The sequence below is a fragment of the Paenibacillus sp. P4_E11 genome, assembly GCF_056401635.1.
This window is the reverse complement of sequence record NZ_JBFUIX010000003.1, coordinates 1-19925: the sequence shown is the minus strand read 5'-3', so window position 1 is coordinate 19925 and position 19925 is coordinate 1. Positions and strand designations below refer to the sequence as shown.

14 protein-coding genes are annotated in these 19925 nt (G+C 51.6%); 11 read left to right on the top strand and 3 right to left on the bottom strand.

The features are described from left to right. The first annotated feature begins 19 nt into the window (after nt 1-19). From AC1DWB_RS01960 to AC1DWB_RS01925, 8 genes are all read left to right on the top strand, one after another. Nucleotides 20-1930 (top strand): hypothetical protein, encoded by a 1911-nt coding sequence (locus AC1DWB_RS01960; RefSeq protein WP_477539341.1) that lies wholly within the window; start codon nt 20-22, stop codon nt 1928-1930. A 113-nt stretch (nt 1931-2043) separates the two neighbouring features. Beyond that, entirely contained in the window at nt 2044-3804 is a 1761-nt protein-coding gene (locus AC1DWB_RS01955) for a right-handed parallel beta-helix repeat-containing protein (protein WP_477539340.1), read from the top strand. A 60-nt stretch (nt 3805-3864) separates the two neighbouring features. Further along, complete coding sequence (locus AC1DWB_RS01950; RefSeq protein ID WP_477539339.1) at nt 3865-5610, top strand: DUF5107 domain-containing protein; 1746 nt, start codon at nt 3865-3867, stop codon at nt 5608-5610. A gap of 31 nt (nt 5611-5641) precedes the next feature. Beyond that, complete coding sequence (locus AC1DWB_RS01945; protein WP_477539338.1) at nt 5642-7426, top strand: hypothetical protein; 1785 nt, start codon at nt 5642-5644, stop codon at nt 7424-7426. 268 nt (nt 7427-7694) lie between these two features. Then, nucleotides 7695-9929 (top strand): helix-turn-helix domain-containing protein, encoded by a 2235-nt coding sequence (locus AC1DWB_RS01940; RefSeq protein WP_477539337.1) that lies wholly within the window; start codon nt 7695-7697, stop codon nt 9927-9929. Between the two features lie 190 nt (nt 9930-10119). Further along, the gene (locus AC1DWB_RS01935; protein ID WP_477539336.1) at nt 10120-11121 is read left to right on the top strand and encodes an ABC transporter permease; all 1002 of its coding nucleotides are present in this window, start codon (nt 10120-10122) and stop codon (nt 11119-11121) included. Between the two features lie 31 nt (nt 11122-11152). Beyond that, complete coding sequence (locus tag AC1DWB_RS01930; protein ID WP_477539335.1) at nt 11153-12016, top strand: carbohydrate ABC transporter permease; 864 nt, start codon at nt 11153-11155, stop codon at nt 12014-12016. An 81-nt stretch (nt 12017-12097) separates the two neighbouring features. After that, nucleotides 12098-13690 carry a type 2 periplasmic-binding domain-containing protein gene (locus tag AC1DWB_RS01925; protein ID WP_477539334.1) on the top strand — a complete coding sequence of 531 codons (1593 nt, stop codon included), beginning with the start codon at nt 12098-12100 and terminating at the stop codon, nt 13688-13690. Between the two features lie 131 nt (nt 13691-13821). On the opposite strand, the gene AC1DWB_RS01920 is transcribed toward AC1DWB_RS01925, so the two are convergent. Further along, a complete protein-coding gene (locus AC1DWB_RS01920; RefSeq protein WP_477539333.1) occupies nt 13822-14769 on the bottom strand; it encodes a polysaccharide deacetylase family protein in 948 nt (315 codons plus the stop codon). A gap of 264 nt (nt 14770-15033) precedes the next feature. On the opposite strand from AC1DWB_RS01920, the gene AC1DWB_RS01915 reads away from it, so the two are divergent. After that, on the top strand, nt 15034-16017 hold the full coding sequence (locus AC1DWB_RS01915) for an amidase domain-containing protein (protein WP_477539332.1): 984 nt from the start codon (nt 15034-15036) through the stop codon (nt 16015-16017). Nucleotides 16018-16105: 88 nt separating this feature from the next. Further along, nucleotides 16106-17611, top strand: coding sequence for an oligosaccharide flippase family protein (locus AC1DWB_RS01910; protein ID WP_477539331.1), 1506 nt, complete (start codon nt 16106-16108; stop codon nt 17609-17611). Between the two features lie 30 nt (nt 17612-17641). Here AC1DWB_RS01910 and AC1DWB_RS01905 read toward each other — a convergent pair whose 3' ends face one another. Beyond that, on the bottom strand, nt 17642-18406 hold the full coding sequence (locus AC1DWB_RS01905) for a divergent polysaccharide deacetylase family protein (RefSeq protein WP_477539330.1): 765 nt from the start codon (nt 18404-18406) through the stop codon (nt 17642-17644). 162 nt (nt 18407-18568) lie between these two features. Here AC1DWB_RS01905 and pdaA point away from each other — a divergent pair, with 162 nt between their 5' ends. Further along, nucleotides 18569-19363: a delta-lactam-biosynthetic de-N-acetylase gene (gene pdaA, locus AC1DWB_RS01900; protein ID WP_477539329.1), complete on the top strand. Its 795-nt coding sequence runs from the start codon at nt 18569-18571 to the stop codon at nt 19361-19363. Between the two features lie 33 nt (nt 19364-19396). Here the strand turns inward: pdaA and AC1DWB_RS01895 are convergent. Further along, nucleotides 19397-19925: topoisomerase C-terminal repeat-containing protein (locus AC1DWB_RS01895; RefSeq protein ID WP_477539328.1), on the bottom strand; the 529-nt coding region annotated here is incomplete at its 5' end.

Genomic DNA, 19925 nt, shown 5'->3' with positions numbered 1-19925 from the left:
AAACGGAGGGATGAGCGGAATGGGGATCTGTATCGAGAAGCTTACGCTACGGCAATTGAAGACGGCTCTGGAAGATGCCGAGCGGGATGGATATACGCTATTCCCGGAAGCAAGGGAGGCGGACGGATGGAGCAATCCGCTTGCAGCCCCGCGATTCGCCGGGTTATGGGAAGAAGTACATAAGCAGGGCGAGCAGTACGGCTCCTCGCTGCTTACAACGTTGCCGTTCAGTGAATTTATCCTATTCGGCGCAACTGGTGACAGACAGGCCTATGAGGCTAAATATTTTGACCGACGGACGCGATTGTCGGTGCTGGCGTTGCTGCATTTGACGGAAGGCGGAGAGAAATGGCGGGGCGCACTGGAAGATACCATCTGGGCCATATGCGATGAAGCAACCTGGGTATTGCCCGCGCACGTTGGATTGTACGTTAACGAATATCCGGAGGGCATCTGGGATCGATTGCTCCCTCCGCGGGAAACGGTCGATCTCTTCTCGGCGATTACTGCCCACGCGCTTGCTGAGATTATCAGCCTCGCGGGCGATACGCTGCATCCTTGGATAGCGGACCGCGTGCGTAAGGAACTGGAACGACGCGTATTTCAAGTATTCTTCGAGGATCCGTCTCCGCAAAACTGGGAGATGAAGACGAACAATTGGCCAGCCGTCTGCGCAGCGGGTATCGGTGCAGCGGCGATCTATGAAGAGAAGAACAGCGAGCGTCTGGCCGGCATGCTCTGGCGGATCATCGCTGCTATGCGCAGTCATCTCAGCGGGTTCGACGAGGAAGGCGCGACTTCAGAAGGAATTGCCTATTGGCAGTTCGGCTTTGGCTTCTACGTCTATTTCTCCGAGCTGCTGCGGGAGCGTACGGGAGGGCGAGTCGACCTACTGGAAGGGGAACGAACCGCGGCAATTGCCCGATTCCCGAATGTCTGCCTCTTATCCGGAGGCAAGGTCATCAATTTCTCTGACGCTCCCGACGAAATTGATTTCAACATCGGGTTGTTCGGTCGGCTGCAGCGTCGATTCCCCGAGGTGATCGTACCGGATGGGCAGCCGCAACCGGACGGGCAGCTGTTTCGCAACTGGGCTAATACAAGCCGCCTGCTGCTGTGGGCGGAGGGAGGCGCGAGCGGGGAAAGAGCGGCTGCTGGAAGCATGGCCGCTGCAGCCGGGAGCGGAACAAGGAAAGGACACAGCGATCACGGCGATTTCTATTTCGCCGGTCACCAGTGGGCCATTGCCAAAAGCCGTACCCGTGACGGCCTCGTCGCCTTTGCAGCGAAGGGCGGGCACAATGAGGAGCCGCACAATCATAACGATTTGGGTCACTTCCTGCTGCATGTCAACGGTACAACGGTACTCGCCGACTTGGGAGCGGGGATGTATACGCGCCAGTATTTTCAGCGGGACACCCGCTACGAGATGCTGCAGGCCGGGTCGCACGGCCACTCGGTGCCGATCGTGGACGGATGTAGGCAAAGTGTCGGCCGCGATTACCGCGCCAGCGTGCTTGCTTATGATGCGACACCGGAGCAGGTGAGGTTCACGCTCGATTTGACTGCTGCATACGGGTGCGCCAAGTTGACCAACTTGACTCGCGAATTCTTGTGGGATCGGCCTGTTAGCGGCGGTTATAAGCTGACGGTCCGCGATGAGGCCTTATTCGGCGAGATACCGCGTTCGTTCGTCGAAGTATTCGTCAGTGCAGTCGAACCCCATGCAGTCGCTCCTGGGCTGATCCGGCTCGAGACGGTCGATATGACGTTTGATGGTGACGCCTATGAGGCGACGATCGATCCGCAGCGCATCCAAACGATCACAGGTGCGGTGAAGACGGTATACCGTGTCCTCCTTACGGCGAGAACCCCTGAAGCACGGGTAGTATCCGAGGTCACTTTCGTTGTGGGTACCATCGAGAAGTAATTGTAACGTTTTGATAAAAATTGAAATTGAACGGATTGACCGCGAGCCCTTACAATTACATTGTCGCAATGCGATGGTTATGGCTTATATGACAATCGATATGAGGTGCTTTCATGCAAAAGGAGAGTCAGCGTTCGGACGACCGCATCCTCTATGTCTCGCCTGAAGGCGACGATGGAGGAGACGGAACGGGGGCAAGTCCGTTCCGTACGCTTGCGCGAGCAAGAGACGCGGTGCGAGGGCTGAATCAAGCCATGAGCGGAGACATCATCGTGTATTTGCGCGGTGGAACATACCGGGTAACGGAAGCGACCACATTCGAAGAGCGTGATTCTGGGACGAACGGTTTCCGCATCATCTATTGTGCCTATCCCGGCGAGAAGCCAGTCTTCAGTGGCGGTGTGCCGCTTACAGGCTGGAGCAAGAGCGGAAACTTGATGTACAAATGCGACCTAGGCGGACGACAATTCCGTCAATTGTATGTGAATGGACAACGCGCGATCCGTGCGCGGAGACCGGACAAGGGGCTGTACTTCAGCCTGTTAAGTTGGGACAACGAAACGAAGGAAATCGTAGTAAACCGCGAAGAAATTGCCGATTGGCGGCAGTTTCGCGATGTGGAAATGATCATACAGCAATATTGGGGTGAATCGACGGTCCGGCTGGAACGCTATACCTTGGATGGCGACGAGGCTCGCATCAAGCTACAGGAGCCTGAGGGGTCGATGCTGTTCGCGCGTCCCTTCGCTCCGAAGAAGGACGGTCAATACTACCACTTCGAGAACGCACATGAGTTCGTCGATGCCGAAGGAGAATGGTATGCGGATCGTGCGGCTGGGGAATTGCACTACATCCCGAGACCGGGCGAGGACATGATGACTGCGGAGACGATAGCGCCTGTCGCGGAGACGCTTGTGAGCATTGTGGGCACGCTTGACCGCCCGGTGCGCAATCTGACGTTCCGCGGCATCAGCTTCGCCCATACGAACTGGCTGCGGCCAAGCGAGCAGGGCAATTTGACCGCGCAGGCGGGACAGTACAACGTGTTCGCGGACGAGCAGAACAACCAGCGTGTTGACCGTCCGCCCGCAGGTGTGTACGTCGCTTGCGCGCAGCATGTCCGATTCGAGCGCAACGAGTTTCGGCATATGGGCGCAACTGCGCTTGATTTTCATTACGGCACGCTCGAGTGTGAGGCAGAGGGGAACATCATTACCGACGTTGCGGGCAACGGGATCTCAGTCGGGACCTTTTCTGCGCCAGATGTCGAATTTCATGAGCCCTATCTACCGCTCGACTCTCGTGAGGTGTCGACTGGCGATCGCATTGCGAGCAACGTTGTCCGCCGTATAGGGCAAGATTATTACGGGAGCATCGGCATTGCTGCTGGGTATGTGCGCCACATCACTATCGAAAACAACGATTTGCGCGATTTGCCTTATTCCGGCATCAGCCTTGGATGGGGCTGGCTGCATGTCGATTCGGCTGCGGCGAACAACCGGATCGTGCACAATCGCATCGTTCGCTCCATGAATTTGCTATGCGACGGGGCCGGGATTTATACGTTATCGAAACAACCGGATTCGGAGATCAGCGGCAATCTGATTGTCGATATCAAGCGTTCCAAGTGGGCCGGTTCGTTCCCGGTATCGGCGATTTACTTGGATGAAGGCAGCGCAGGCTTCCGCATCAGCGGCAACTACAGTCGCTACTCGACGCCGGAGGATATTCATCTGCACCGTACCGGCGACAATGTGATCGCCAATTATGCCGAATTTCCGGAAGAAGTGGAAGCGAAGGCTGGTTTGACGGCGGAATACCATGATTTGTTGATGCATCCGGCAGCCGATGATGATCAGGGCGGCGAGAAGTAGCGGGCTTGTTCCGCAGCACCACCCATTCAATAACCTTGTGAAAATAAAGGAGCTGGCAAGATGCTGGAACTGAAATCTTACACGAGCACTATGTTGGAGCATCAACTGACACCTGCGGGACCGATCCCGACGGCGCAGGATCCCGACGGTGTCTATCCATACGAAAGCTTTGTTGAGACGAGCCGTCGCGCCACGTTGCGGAGCTATCGGTTCGTATCGCTTGCTAACGATCATGTTCAGGCGGTAATCTGTCCCGATCTTGGCGGCAAGGTGTACTCGCTGCAGCACCGGCCTTCCGGCCGTGAGGTGCTGCATCATGCCCCGATCGTTAGACCCATTCGAGTACTGCCACGACACTTCTTCATTGGCGGAGGCATCGAGGTCAGCTTCCCGATCTCGCATACACCGGTGCAGATTGTACCGCTCTATGTCCGTACGGAACGAATCGGTGACCGCTGCTACGTCTGGTGCGGGGAGCGTGAGCTGCGCTTCGGCATGCAGTGGACGGTGGAATATTCGCTAGGGGAACACGATGACTTCTTGACGCAGCGAACCGTCTTCTACAATCCTACATCGGCGGCGCATCCGTGGATGTCTTGGTCGAACGCCGGTGTCCCTGCGCGAGAAGATACCGAATTTCATTATCCACGCGGCCAGGTGCTGTATCACGGCGAGAAGATGGATATGATCGATTGGGAGCAAGACGGACCGAAGCGGCAGTCGGACATGCCACGGATGGCCGGTTTTTTCTGGCGGGAGCCGGATTGCGGGGCATTCGGCGCGTATACGCCAAGCCTTGGCAGCGGTCTATATCATGCGGCTAAGCTGGACGAAGTGCCGGGCATGAAGCTGTGGACCGACGGCATCGGGCCTCACGAAGCGTTCATTACGCAGTATACGCTGGACGGCGAGCAGTGTTTGGAAATCCAGGCGGGGCCGATCGTGGATCAATCGATCAAGCAGGAGCTGCAGCCGCAGCAACAACGGTCCCACACCGAGTACTGGATTCCGACCGATCGGCGTCTATCGATTTATGACATCGCGCTTCCGGCGCCGGAATTGATTCCGCTGGAGCAGGTGCCGCTGTTTTCTTACCGCGACGCGGAGGGGGATGTATGGTTGCAAGTGGTCGACGCTTACAGGCGCGAAGATCGGTCGTCCTTGCCGGCGCCGCCAGACGAAGGCGACAATCGCTGGGCGCCAAGCGGCATGGAGGAGTTGGAGGCGGCTCTGCGCTGGGCTTCCGCAGGCTCCACGGGGCAGGAGCGGGACCGCTGGCTGTTCCAGCTCGGCTCCTGGTACGCAGGCAATGACCGCATCGATGAATCGCTAGCCGTGCTCACCGTATCCGCCGACGATCGCGCTGCCGCACTTGCGGCGCGGCTGTACCGGCGCGTCAAGGGAGAAGCCCGCACTGCGGTGGCTTGCTATCGCCGTATTGCCTCGCGGGCATTCGCCTTGCATCCGCAGGTCGTCTTCGAGCGCGATGTAGCGCTTGCGATGCTCGGGACGGAGACGCTTGCGGAGCGTGAGCGTTGGCTCACCGAGACAGCGGCGCTGCAGGATGAGTGGCTGATAGAGCGCCGGGCCGCACTTGCTGCGGATAAGGGCAATTACACTGAAGCGAAGCGGCTGCTTGAAACGACACCGTTCCAGCTCATTCATCAGCGCTATGCGCGAACCCGGCTGTGGAAGCGGGCAGCCAAGGCGCTCGGTGAAGACGATACCGCCGTTCCTGCGTCGCTTGGGGAAGATGACTTGTTCGTATTCGGCGCCTATCGCGAATACGACGAAGACGAAGCTTAACAATTGTTCATCATGAAGGAGAGGAACTTCCATGTTTACACAACAACGTGAAAACGTACATGCTCAGATGCAGCAGGTGCTGAACGATTATATGAAAGTAATCACCACTTGGATGGATGAAGAAACCGGGGCGATCGAGGACCGCTGTGATACGATTTACAGCGAGAATTATACCGCTGGCACGGCCGCTGTTATTTTTGCCAACGGCTACAATTTCTCTGGCAAGCAGGAGTTTCTCGACGCTGCCCTGAAGCTTGTCCGCCGCGCAACGGTACGGATTAAAGACATGAAGGTCGCGCCGTTCGCCCGAATGTTCATCTATCATTATGGGATGATGGCACTACTGATGCTACCGGAAGAGGAGCGGAACAAGTATAAGGGTGAATTTGCCGACGAGTTCCTGCATGGCGAGCCGCAAGATTGCGGCACGATCAATTTGAACTGCGCCGCGCTGCAGCTTGGCAATGAGCTATTCCTTGAGCAGTTGGGCTACCGTGCTGCAGATGTGGCCTTTATGGAGAAATTGATGCAACTGATGGAAGAACGCGAACACGACGGATTTTTGAACGATGCATTCGATCTCAAAGACCAGGTTAATTTCCGCGAACACGACGGGATGCCGATCGCCTATTCGGCTTTCATCATGCTGATCTTAACCAGTGTCATGTCCGCGATCGAGCAGTGGAAGCCAGAACATGCCGCTATGCGCGAGCGGGTGGAGACTTTGCTGGAGAAAGGGCAGCAATGGTTCAACCATGCGACATCGTTCGATGGCACATTCGCTATGACAGAGCGCAGCCGGCACCAAAAGTTCACATGGGGCTCGTTTGTTGCCTATCAGGCGTATGCGGGGATGGCTGACGCCGACTTGTTCGCCAAAGCGTTTCAAGCGTGGCTGCCGTATAAAAAAGAAGACGGTACTTACAGCTTGACACCGAACTACTTGCCGCATGAGCTCCGCACCGGCTATGAATGGTACACGCTAGTGAACTGCTACGGCATTCTCGGCATGACCGGCATTTCTGTTGCAGAGCGCATTATCAATCGGAAGCTGCACATGCCGCGCGCCAATGAACGCAAGCCGCTGCCTGTTCGCAACAGCTACGTCGACACGCGCAGCGGATATGCGTTCGTGCGCAACGGTGACGACTTCTTCGCAGTCAGTCTGCGGATGCATCATGGCAAATACTCCCCTGCTCTATGCGGGTTCCATTACCGGATTGGCGGCAACCAGCTTCCACTGGCCGAGCCACGGCTTAACCCGAGCCGGGTGGCTGCGCAGCCTTATTATCAAGGGTATGATCTGGGCGCATGGGAAGGCTTCTTGCTTCGCGATGCCGAGGGCCAGGCTGTCTATCCCGACATGACAGAAACGGCAGCCGTGGAATGGGTGGACAATGGGATTGTGATGACCGTGGAGACTGAGAAGCTCGTATGCCGTAAGTCCATCCGCCTCACCGGATCGGGTGTAGAATGGACATACGCGCTTCAGGCGAAACAAGCATTCGTCTCCTGCGAACATATATTACCGCTGCTGATGACCGACGGGCGCCATGGAACTCGAATCGAGCGCCGGATGGAGCATGGGTGGGAGCTGTCGTATGCCGGCAGGTCGTATAAGATCGACTGCGATGCCTGTGACAATGTGATCCGCACGCCGGATGCCGTCTACTCGGTTCAGAATAATCTGTCGTATGAGCGTTCGTTCCACTCTGTTTCCGGTGTTTCGGCCAGCCTGTCGCTGCTCGTATCAGGTCCTCTGCAGGCGGGTGAAGAGCTGACTTGGAAGACGGAGCTAACAGAGACAGGAAGATGAGTACTGATAGGGATGGAATCGTATCGCGAGACCGTGCTCGGCATCTAGTCCGATTCAGGCTGTTCGAAATATTTATAAAGCATTCGTGAAATTTATAATGGCAATCCCTTGTGTCGGAGAGGTACGATTATTCGTATCACTCCGGCCTATTTGCATTTATTTGGGGCCGCGAAGAATGGATGGATCTGTGGCTTGTCGCTTGGTGAATTCCAAGTATAATAGAGAGACGATAGGCGAGAAACGGATCAACGGGGAAGGGGGTTCTTCGGTGATTACGAAATGGCGAAGCAGTTATTACTATCGATTGGTGCTCTCGTATACGATTCTGGCGCTTGTCTTAATCGGGATCACGGGCGGCTATTTGCTAACCAATGCGAACCGTATGGTGACGAGCGAAGTGTCCAAGGATGCCCGGTACGGCTTGTTGAATGTAAGGGATGTCGTGGAAAATAGTTTTTTGCGATTATATGAAGACGCTTTCTTTAATAAGGTGCTTTCCACTCTAAGCCCGGACAGCGCGGAGGCGATCAATTATTTGCTCGACCAGCCTGCCAGCGGCAACATGTATAAGATTGTCACGTTCCGAAAAGATATCGGGATCATCAAGGAGATGACCAAAGGAATAGACGGCATCACCATTTATTTTGGCAAGGGGCAATATGTGATTGATGATGAGCGTTATTACGAGAAGCCTGGCAATTCCTCAGACGCCGCCTTCATACGCTCGCTCGAATCGACCCCTGCTCACCACTGGTTTATGCGAGAGAAGCCAGGAACGACTGACCACAAAGTCATGACGTATGTGTATACGCTCCCCTATAGGGCCGAACCGTCAAAAGCTTCCGGGTTCCTGTATCTGGACATTAATATAGACTATTTGAACAAGACAATGCGTAATGCGCTTAATTTTCCCGAGTCCAACTTGTATTTGTTTGACGAGAATGGGAAATTGCTGTTGGGTGGCGAGAAGGCCAGTCCGGAAGAAATGGAGACAGTGGGCGGCCTCGTCAAGAGCTTCTCATCTTCCAGCAGCAATGTGACGGCGTCTGATGTCTCTTTGCGATTAGGCCATAACGTCATTTCCTTGCTGCCAGCTACAGAATCCTCCAACAAATGGACGTACGTCATCGTTCGTCCGATGGAGTCGTTCCTGCTAGCTGCAGACAAGATGAAACGGCAAGTGTGGACCGCCAGCTTGTTAGCGCTGCTCGGTGGCATTATCGTATCCTTCCTGATGTCACGGCATTTCTATATGCCGCTCAAGAAGCTGCTGTATTCGATCCGTAATCTGTACACGGGGCCGGTGCAGGTCACGGAGGGAACCGAATACGCCGCCATTAACCACATGCTGATGTTCATCGACTTAAGTATGTTGAGGATGAAGGATCAGGTAAGGATCAAGCAGATAACCGGACTTATTACAGGGCAGCAGACGGATGCGGGGTTCGGCGATTTGCCGACCATCCCGCTCGAGTGCCGGTACGCGGTTGCTTATCTGTCAGTGGAACCGGACGGTATCGAGCAGTTGAGCCGAAATGTGAGCGAACACTTGGGTCTAGCCGCAGAAATCGTCAGTCTGAGTCCGCATGAATTGGTTGTGCTTATTTTCATTTACGGCAACCCGGAAGAAGCCGCCAGCATGATTGCCAAAGCGTTTGCTTCGATACCACCTTCCACGAGCGATCTGCCATTTGGCGCAGGCGTTGGCACGGTAGTCGATTCCGTAGAGGCGATTCACCGTTCGTACCAGGAAGCGATGCAAGCGTATAAATATTCGTTCGTTCGTGGCAAGGATGCTATCATCATGTATGAGGATATTTCCAGCTATCGGCAAACGCTGCTTACCCCGGACATCAGTTACGATTTGTTGCAGCATAAAGTACAGGCGGGCACCGCGAACGAAGCGGAGCAATGGATGGATAATCTAGCCGCGCGGCTGCGCGCGGAGCCGTTGAGCGTGGAGACAATCGAGCTCATCTGTCTGAGGCTGGGTACGGTGCTATCGCAGGTCGTCGTCGAACAGAAGTTGCATGAGATGTTTCCCGTGTTTAGCGCGCACGACAAAATTAAGCAAAGCACAATGGAAGAGACGTTGGCATTACTTAAGGAACAGGCTATCGAAGTGGCTAAGCATATTCACGAAAGCCGGAATGATGTTCATCTGGAGAAAATCAGCCGGCTGAAATCGTTCATCACGGACCATATGGCCGAGGATCTGTCGTTGGACGAACTAGCCGCACGCGTCAATCTATCGCCCAACTATGTCTCCACGCTATTCGGCACGATTACGGGCGAGTCGTTCACCGAATATTTGAACCGAATTCGCTTGGAGCACGCAGCACTGATGCTGGTTTCTAGACCAAGGTTAGCCGTAGCCGAAATTGCTACATCCGTTGGGTACCGAAACTCGCAATATTTCTGTACCAAATTCAAAGTGAAGTTCGGCATTACCCCGCTGCAGTACCGGAATTCCGAGAAGATGCGGGAACGATTAGCCGAATAATAAGTATTACCTGACAACCCGAAACGCCTGCCTAGGTGCTACGGGTTTTCTTTTTCTTACAAATTTCTCGAATCGAGTTCCAATCGGAAATTATCGCAACGGTTTCGAGAGAATTGGAATGGACGTGGACGAGTCTCCCATAATAAATTTGAATCATGTCAATCATAATAACGAAAGGAAGAAGTGCCCAATGCAGCATGTGACATCTACTGGAAATCAAACAACGGATCAGAAGCCGGGAAGCAGCCGAATAACGCCTGCCGCATTAAAGGAACCGTCGAGTTGGCAGCGAAGGTGGAGATTGTACAAACGATACAAGTACATGTTCCTGCTGCTTGCCCCCGCGATCGTATGGTACATCATCTTCTCATACGGTCCGCTATACGGAATCCAACTTGCGTTCAAAGATTTTGTCATCTCCAAGGGAATTAACGGAAGCCCCTGGGTTGGGCTCAAACATTTCCATAGCATGATCAACGGGGCGCAGGATTTTCACTTGATCATCCGCAATACACTCGTGATTAGCTTCTACCACATTGTATTCGGGTTTCCGGCACCCATTGTGCTAGCTCTACTGATTAATGAGGTTCGTGTTGAATTTTTTAAACGATTTGCGCAAACGCTTTCATATCTACCTCATTTCTTGTCCTGGGTAGTCGTAGCAGGATTCATGTTCACGGTACTATCGCCATCTAGCGGGATCGTCAATTCTATAATCGGCTGGTTTGGCTTTGAACCGATCTATTTTGTCGGCAAGTCCGAATACTTCCGGTTCACCCTCATCTCCACTGCGATCTGGAAAGAAATTGGCTGGGGAGCGATTATTTATTTGGCAGCGCTTGCAGGGATCAATCCTCAAATGTATGAGGCTGCCGTTGTCGACGGCGCTGGACGGTTCAAGCAGATGCTGTACATTACGCTGCCTTCACTCATCCCGGTAATCTCGATCATGTTCATTCTGCGGATCGGCCACGTGCTTGACGCTGGCTTCGATCAGGTACTGAACATGTACTCGCCGGCCACTTATAAGGTTGCCGATATTCTCGATACCTATGTGTACCGTGTAGGTCTGGAGCAAATGCAATTCAGCTTCGCAACGGCGGTCGGTCTGTTCAAGAATGTCATCGCCTTGATACTTGTACTGTTCACGAATTATATCGTGAAGCGTGCGGGACAGGAGGGGCTGGTATGAGGATTGTCAGCTTTAGGGAGGTGGCGCCCTTATGAAATTGACGTTACCTGAGAAATTGTTTCAAGTGTTCTTGCTGCTCGTACTATTGCTTATGTGCGTGACCATGACGTATCCATTCTTGCATCAAATCACGCTGTCGCTGAGCGCTGGCGCACCAAGTCTGGGTGTAAGCCTTATTCCGAGAGACTTCAGTACGGGGTCCTATACGGAACTATTCAAGACGAAGGAAATTTGGAGAGCACTTGGCAACTCTGTATTTCGCACCGTTGTAGGCACGGTTCTGATGCTTACGATCATGTCTTCGGCAGCGTATGCGTTGTCCAAGAAAGGGTTGCCGCACCGAACCACAATTACGATGTTCATCATCATTACGATGTTTTTCAGCGGAGGGTTACTTCCCAGCTACATGTTAATCAAGAGTATAGGTCTGTTCGATACGCGCTGGGCGCTCATTATTCCGAGTATGATCAATACGTTCTGGCTGATCATCATCCGTAATTTCTTCATGGAGTTGTCCGAGGAAATCGAGGAGTCGGCTCGAATCGATGGCGCAAACGATATCCGCATTTTTGCTCAAATTGTGTTGCCGGTGTCGAAACCGATTATGGCGACGATGGCATTGTTCTGTGCGGTGATGCATTGGAACGCATGGTTCGATGCCCTGATGTATGCGCAGAAACAGGATTTGATCGTACTGCAGATGTATTTGCGGCGGTTGATTATTAGTCAGGACGAATCGATGATTGCGACTGCGATGATGAGTACGATTGCGCCACCGAAGGAATCGCTCAAGGCCGCCGTGCTCGTCTTCACTACATTTCCGATTCTGGTTGTGTACCCGTTCCTGCAGAAGCATTTTACCAAAGGCATATTGGTCGGTTCGGTCAAAGGCTGATTCGGCGCACCAACTTCGTTATTGGACGGAGGCAACATACGCCCGTTTGATATAATAGATCACAATAGGGAGGATTCTACAATGAAGGGGAAAATGTTCAAAGCTTCAGCCTCAGCTCTTGCGCTTACGATCGTACTTGCTGGTTGCGGTGGCGCTAAAGAAGAAACAAAAGGTGCAACAACAGCACCTGCGGCATCACCGAACGGCGCAACGGCAGCACCCATTACACCTGCGAAACCGATTGAATTTTCGTGGATGAGCGGTTACGTGCCTGGTACGGACACGATTATTCAGAAATATTTGGAAAAGAAGTTCAATGTCAAGCTCAAACCAATCGGCATCGATCGCTCCAATTGGCAGCAGCAGGTTAACATTAAGCTGGCCTCCGGCGAGAAACCGGATTTCTTCGCGACCGTAGACGGTGGATTTGGTGACTTCTTGAACTATGTCAAGCAAGGGGTAGTCGGCGAGATTCCGGTGGAGAAGATCCGTAAGTATGCGCCGAACTATTCCAAGATGGTTGACGAGACAGATAAGACAGCATGGGATGTAGGTGTCGTTGACGGTAAAAATTATGGGATACCGAAGTTTTTCGGTGAGGGCGGCTCTCCGTTCATTCCAGCTTATAACGAGGCATGGCTGAAGAAGATTGGCTACAACGAACCTCCGAAAACGTTTGCAGAGCTGGAAGATGTGATGACGAAGTTCCGCAACGACGATCCCGATGGCAACGGTAAGAAGGACACGTACGGCATTTCCGCACGCGGCAAGGACACACTGGGCAGCAATCAAATATTCAACACGGTATTTGCTGCTCACGGCGTGCATCCTTCTGCTTGGATTATTGTGGACGGCAAGGTTCAATTTGGCTTCACGAGCGAGCAATCGCGCACTGCGCTAAAAGTGCTTAACAAATGGTACAAAGCGGGCATCATCGATCCTGAATTTGTTACCGATGATTGGAATTCCTATCGCGCCAAGTTCGTTAATGGCAAGATGGGGATGCTAGATCAGGCGGCATGGTATCACAACCACATCTCGGGGCAAGTCGGTGCAGACGCTGCCAAAGCGAACATGAAGTTGGTCGTTGGCAAGCCGGTTGTCGGCCCTGCGGGTAAAATGATGGGTATCGCCCAAGGCTTCAAGCAGTCACCATTCGCGATTGGTGCGGATGCCGTCAAGGATGAGAAGAAGGTGGAAGCGATTCTGAAAATGGTTGACGCAATAGCGACGGATCAAGAGCCTTACATGATGACTCTGTTTGGTGAGAAGGGTACGCATTACGATATCGTTGACGGTGGTCCGGTGCGGAAGGCGGAATATATAGATCCGATCAAAGCTGCTTCCTCAATTGGTTCCAATTTCTTCATGATCCAGGGCAACCCTGCATTGTTGAAGCTTGAGTATCCGACAGAGAAGCAAGCTTTCAAAGAGAAGATCAATGATAAAGGCATTACGAATATAACGGATGCTATGCAATTGCGCATTATCCCAAGCTTTGATGCGAACAAAGACGCACTGACGAAAATGCTGAAAGAATTCGAACTTAAATTCATTGTCGGCGAAGTCGATCTTGATAAGGGTTTCGACAGCTTCGTTGCTGAGATGAATAAGATTGGTCTGGAAAAAGCAACAGCAGAAGCCAACGCCATCTATGCTGCAACGAAGAAATAATGACTAGCCCGCAACATGATGCCAGTGGGTGTATCATAAGCCATTTGTAGTAGAAGGCTGCCCTTCCAGCGACTTCGGTCGTTAGAAGGGCAGCCTGTTTGTTGTTCCGGCTCGATCAAGGCGAATATGTATTATCGACCCGATTGGTCTTCGTTCTTAACCCGCTTTTCCGATATAACCTCACTTACGGTTCCAACCTTCAATCCTTTTCGTTCAATAACTTGAATCATTCCATCGAGAGCTTGACTTGATGATTTGGTTGGATGCATTAGAATTAGATAACCTGCCTTAACTTTCCTGTCCATTTTTTCAATAATAGCTTGAGGGGGAGGGTTTTTCCAATCTACGGTATCCAACGTCCAAAGTATGGTTTTTAAATGCAATTCCTTTGCGATATTCACAGTTGTCATGTCATAATCGCCAGAAGGAGGAGCAAACAACGTATTTTGGATACGAAAAGTGGAACTGAGCAGATGTTCGGTTTTGGTTATTTCCTGAACGGCTTGACTTTTACTTAGTCTACTCATGTTTTTATGGGAATAGGCGTGATTGGATAACTCATGTCCTTGTTCGGCTATTTGATTGGCCAAATCGCCATTTTTACTAAGCCAAGAACCATCAAAGAAAAAGGTCGTTTTTATATGATGCTTCTTTAATATGTCAAGCATCTGGGGAATATACTCGTTACCCCAAGCAACATTGATCATCAAAGAAACCATTGGTTTTGAAGGATTTCCCATAAAAATAGGTTGAGCCCCTAGATCCTCCAAATGAATTTTCGGTTGAATTTCCTGATACTCGTATTGAATGGAGTTTAGATCTGTAAGTCCTTTATTCAATTCATAAGTCTTATTAACGTCAACCTCAATTCCATTATACCCAGGAATCCCACCCCATACCTTATCCGTTCTCGCATCTATAGGGGCGATTTTTCTTTTTGAAGCTTCATCAGTGATTAGCTTCATTAGATTTGATTGTTCCGGTTGGTTAGTTTGCATTGCAGTTGCAGGGGATTTGGCAAGGAAACCACTGCTTAAACACAGAATCAATACTTTTATCCATAATTTATTTCGTTTCATTTTGTCACCTCGTTGTTAAGATTTCCAAGAAACCATCGCTTTTAAACACATACATAAAAAACGCCCTTAAGGGAAACATTACCCCTGTATTTGTAGAAAATTACTTAGGTATTTGGAGTGATACGTTTGAAGGCCAAGGCAATAGGGATCATTTTTGTTCTTTTAATGATTTGTAGCTCTTCTTCGGTTTTTGCAAAACAATCAGACGAAGAACAGGAAATCCGCAGTTTTCTGCAAAAATTGTATGACGTTAGAGCTGATTTTTTGCTGAACGGGGATGAACGATTATTATCCGGGTATTACCTGGAACAAGGAAGGACAAGCCAATACGCCAAAGGCCTTGAACTGCATCGAAGCAAATATGTTCGCATGTGGGCGGAACGAAGAAATCTGAAATTCATTGCAGCGGAACCTTCGATCCGCATCAGCCGCATCAAAAAGGAAGGAGGCTTCGTTCGGGCATCGGTAGTCCAATCCTTGAAGCTGACGTACCAGTACAACGAATCAGGAGTTGCACCGCAGCACTTTGGAGTTGGAACCCGGCATTCGCTGAAACTGCAAAAAAACGGTGACGGATGGTTCGTTCTGAACGAATGGTATTTGGACCCATTCGACGAAAATCCAGATCTTATCCCGGCCCAAGAACGGAAGTCTAACGACCCGGATACCAGCGCACTACGTTCCCCCGACGTACCCTCATTAGGAAAAAAATCTGTGCGACATTTCAACCGGGAACAAGCGATCGATTATGCCAACAATTATGCCGGCGCAGCCTGGGGGGCCGGCAATGAGAATCGGTATAACCGCAAATACCGTGATTACACCGGTTCGGGGGGGGACTGCACCAACTTCGTTTCACAGGTCCTCGGAGACCCGGAAGGCGGGGGAATACCGATGACGCATGGTTGGCGGTATTTGAAAGGTAGTGGAAGCGTACATTGGGTACGAACCGATAAGTTCAAACAATTCATCTTGTACAGCGGGTACGGCCGTCTCGTCGCTAAGGGAACTTATTCCGAAATCATGAAACCGATGGAACACAATCCGCAAGGGGCTTTTAATGGATTGCTTCCCGGCGATTTGATTGCCTACGAATTGGCGGGAGACATCGACCATTTCGCCATATTCATGGGTTTTGACAACAACGGCTATCCTCTCGTTAACTGCCATACGGTTGACCGCTTCCGTGCCCCATTCGATTTGGGCTGGGACAAAACAACACGGTATTGGCTGATCCACATCAAATAACTGAAAAATCGAAACTCGTTCATAATGGAGAACAAAAACTAATACAATGAAAGGAGGAAAAGGACAAGACCAGCAATGGGGTGAAGGTGTGAGTTCCGGTTCGCTAATGAAACATATGATTACACGATCGGGTATTCTGTTTCTGGTGAAGTTGCTGGGAATCGTTGCAAGAATCCCACTTATCCGGATCCTGGGGCCGGAAGGGATTGGACTGTACCAAATGGCTTATGCATTTTACGGATTCAGCTTAACGGTTATTTCAGGAGGGCTCCCTACTTCGCTTGCTCTGACCACGGCGGAAGATCTTTCACTAGGCCGTCGGTTGTTTAAGCGATTGGCTGTCCTTCTTCTTATTTTGGGATTGGGGGCAGGGTGGTTTTGTTATCGGTTTTCCGACAGCTTGGCGAGGTCGCTAGGCAACGATCAACTGGCTTTTCCCATTCGTTGTGTCGCACCGGCGATCGTCATCGTGCCGCTGCTCGGCCTCGTACGAGGATATTTGCAAGGCAGGAACAGCCACGGTTCGATTGCCATATCTGAACTTGTCGAGCAGACAGTCCGGTTAACCTTCATGATTTTACTTGTATTCGCGTGGCTCCCTTTGGGACTATCCCATGCAATTGGAGGGGCTATGATCGGGGCGTTTGCGGGTGCGGTCGGTGCGGTCGTATTTCTGCTTGCATCGACCCGTGTGTTTGCCTTTGTCGAATCCGGGAAATTGCCGGAAATGCCGGGGATCAAGGCACAGAGAGAGATCGCGTTATTCTTATATTCCTCATTGACCGTATCCGCAACCCGGTACATCGTTCCGCTCTCGGATTTTCTCGACGCCTACATCGTTCCGAACCGGTTGCAAGCCTCAGGATACAGTTTGTCCGAAGCGGTCTCCATATTCGGGGAGCTTGCAGGAATGGGGGCGCTGGTCGTTTATATGCCTACATTGATTACTTCGGCTCTTGCCTATACGTTGTCGACGAAACTGGTTGCAGATCGGATCGCTCTTAGGCACCATACGTTTAGGGTTCGCTCTGAATTCGCACTTCGCTTCAGTTGGTTATGGGGCTGCGCCTCGGCATGGTTTTTGTATACATACGCCGAACCATTATCCTCGCTATTTTTCTACAATAGTTCAGCTGCGAATGCGATCCGTTATATGGCCTTCATTCCGATTTTAGCCGGGCTCCGGGAGGTAACCACTATCATCCTGTGGTCAGGAGGAGACAAGATTAGGCCTCTTCAAGGGCTGGTATTGGCAATCATCGGATCGGTATTATGCAACTATATGTTGATTGCGATTCCGGGATTCGGCTACGCCGGGGCAGTTATTGGTATTCTAAGCTTAGAGTTGATTGCCGCTTTGTGGAACTCGATTATGCTGACAAAGGCACACCGTATCACAGTTCCACCCATACAAACCTTAATTGAAACCACGCAATTGTTGGTGTGTCTGATCATCGTTCATTATTCAATTCATACTTTAGGTGCATGGTTTGGATCAGGGAGGTTGTGGGAAATCATTCAAATGGCTATCGTTTATTGTGCCGGCGTGTGTTACCTCGTTATTAAAGTCAGAGAAATAAGAAAACAGATCTGATCGTTCCTGGGAGCCTCATGGGGGTTGGGATCAAGGCAGAAGCTTCGAAACGCCGACGAAGCGGATTCCACTAGTCGTGGCAGGTAACTGTCTTAGTACCTCCGCAGTTATCTTACCACCCCCGCCGACATGGCCAATGACCACGCACGTTTCGTGCTCGTTCAAATGCGTCTGCAACAATTTGATCTGATTCCACACATGCATTTTGCTTTTGATGTCATCCAAAAAAATATGATTTTCGATGGATGGGACCCCGACTTCTTTAGCAATCTTCGAAACGATGCTCCTATAGTTCGTATGGCTGTCCAAAAAAAACATTCCTCTCTCCCGACAAACTTCCAGTACAACTCGCATCACTCGCTCGTCGACAGTCGCTTTCGATCCCATATGATTATTAATCCCAATCGCATGCGGGACATCCTCGATCGCGGCATTCACCCGTCTGCGGATTTCATCGTCAGGCAAATCGCAAGTGATCGTTCCCGGCCCCAACCAGCTTCTTTTGCTTTTCAAAGGTTCCATTGGCAGATGTACGATTACATCGTGTCCGTTCCGATGCGCCGTGTCCGCATCTTTCTTCGTTGTCCGCAAAAACGGCATGACGGCGACCGTTATTTGAAAAGGCAAGTTCATCATCGCTTCCGTACCTGCCATATTATTGCCAAAATCGTCGATCACAATCGCCGCTCTTCGGTCACGGAACTCGGTTTCATCGTACGCGAAGATAGGGAGTGTCGAGAACTGGAAAAGCACAGTAATTGTGCATATACAGAGAAGCTTTATTTTGATTCCCATCGTGATACCCTCTTCCTGAGTTGGCAATAATGTATATCCTTTGCACAACGTTCCAGCACCAAACGAGGGAAATGATTACAGGATTAAGAAGTGTACGATAAGGAAAAATAGGTAGGATACTACATAAACCAATACGTAGTTGGAAGGAGCTTGTTTGAAACGATGCGTTTCAAGAATAAAGGTATCCATATAGCGGTGTTTTTGACACTTCTAGCGAGTTTGATCCTGCTATCCGCCATGGCTTTCGATGACCGACCGTTCCATTTTGGTTTTAAGAAAAGCAAGAACGGTTTGGCAGCCTCCATTAACGAGGAGGGCTTTAAAGACATTTTGGAAAAGCATCATGCCATTTTTATCGGGGACGGGTCACGGAAGGAACTATATCTGACTTTCGACAACGGATACGAGAATGGGCACACCGCGAAAATATTGGATGTATTGAAAGAGAAGAGGGTACCGGCCGTCTTTTTTGTTACGGGACATTACATTCAAGATCAGCCGGAACTTTTGAAGCGAATGGTTCGTGAAGGGCATATAATCGGCAACCATACGTGGAGTCACCCGAATCTTACGCAGATTTCCGACGAGCGCATGATCGACGAACTGAATCAGGTAAAAGAGAAAATTTCAACGGTGACGGGACAAAAGGAAATGCTTTTCTTGCGTCCGCCTCAGGGGATTTTTAACAAACGCACCTTGGCCGTTAGCGAGCAACTCGGCTATATTAACGCTTTTTGGTCAATCGCTTATCTCGACTGGGATACGAAAAAGCAAAATGGCTGGAAATATGCATACGATCAAGTAGTCAGCCAGCTCCATCCGGGAGCCGTTATCCTGTTGCATTCCGTATCCAAGGACAATGCAGAAGCGATGGGGGAAATCATTGATTATGCCCGCAAACAAGGTTACGAATTTAGACGATTGGATCAAATGTTCATGTGCGCTCCGTGTAGCTAGGCTCCCGGAAGAGCAACTGAGGACATTCCGGTGCTAACTGGGCTCAATCGCTAATGCTCCTGATGTGGAATCCTTCAGTATGATCCTTCCTTCAATGGGCTGGCCCGAACCGTCTGTCAGCTTCAGCTTGCTCGTCTGACCTTTCTGGATTAGGCTACGCGCCATCGTAGGTGTTAAGGACTTGCCTAAACTTTCTTTCCAGATGACGAACTTGCAGCCTTCGCGAAAGCGGGAGCAGCCATAGCCCTTGTGGCCGACGATGATGTCGCCGCCGCAACCGGGGCGCGGGCATGCCGCGACGACTTCGCGCAGCGCCGTGCCTGCGGCGCTGGTGCGCTCGCCCGCGCTCGCACCGCCGCCGGCTAGCTTGGCGCCGTTGGCGCTGGTCGCACCTTCGCTTGCGGCGGCCGCGCCAGAACCGGCGCTCGCGCGCTTTGCGCCGCTAGCGCCTGCGGCCGGGGCACGCTCAGCCGCGCCTGCGCTGCCGCGCGAGCCCGCCGCGCGTTCCGTGCCTTCGGCTCCGCGAGCCGCGCCACGCCCAGCCGCGCCCGTGCCGCTGCGC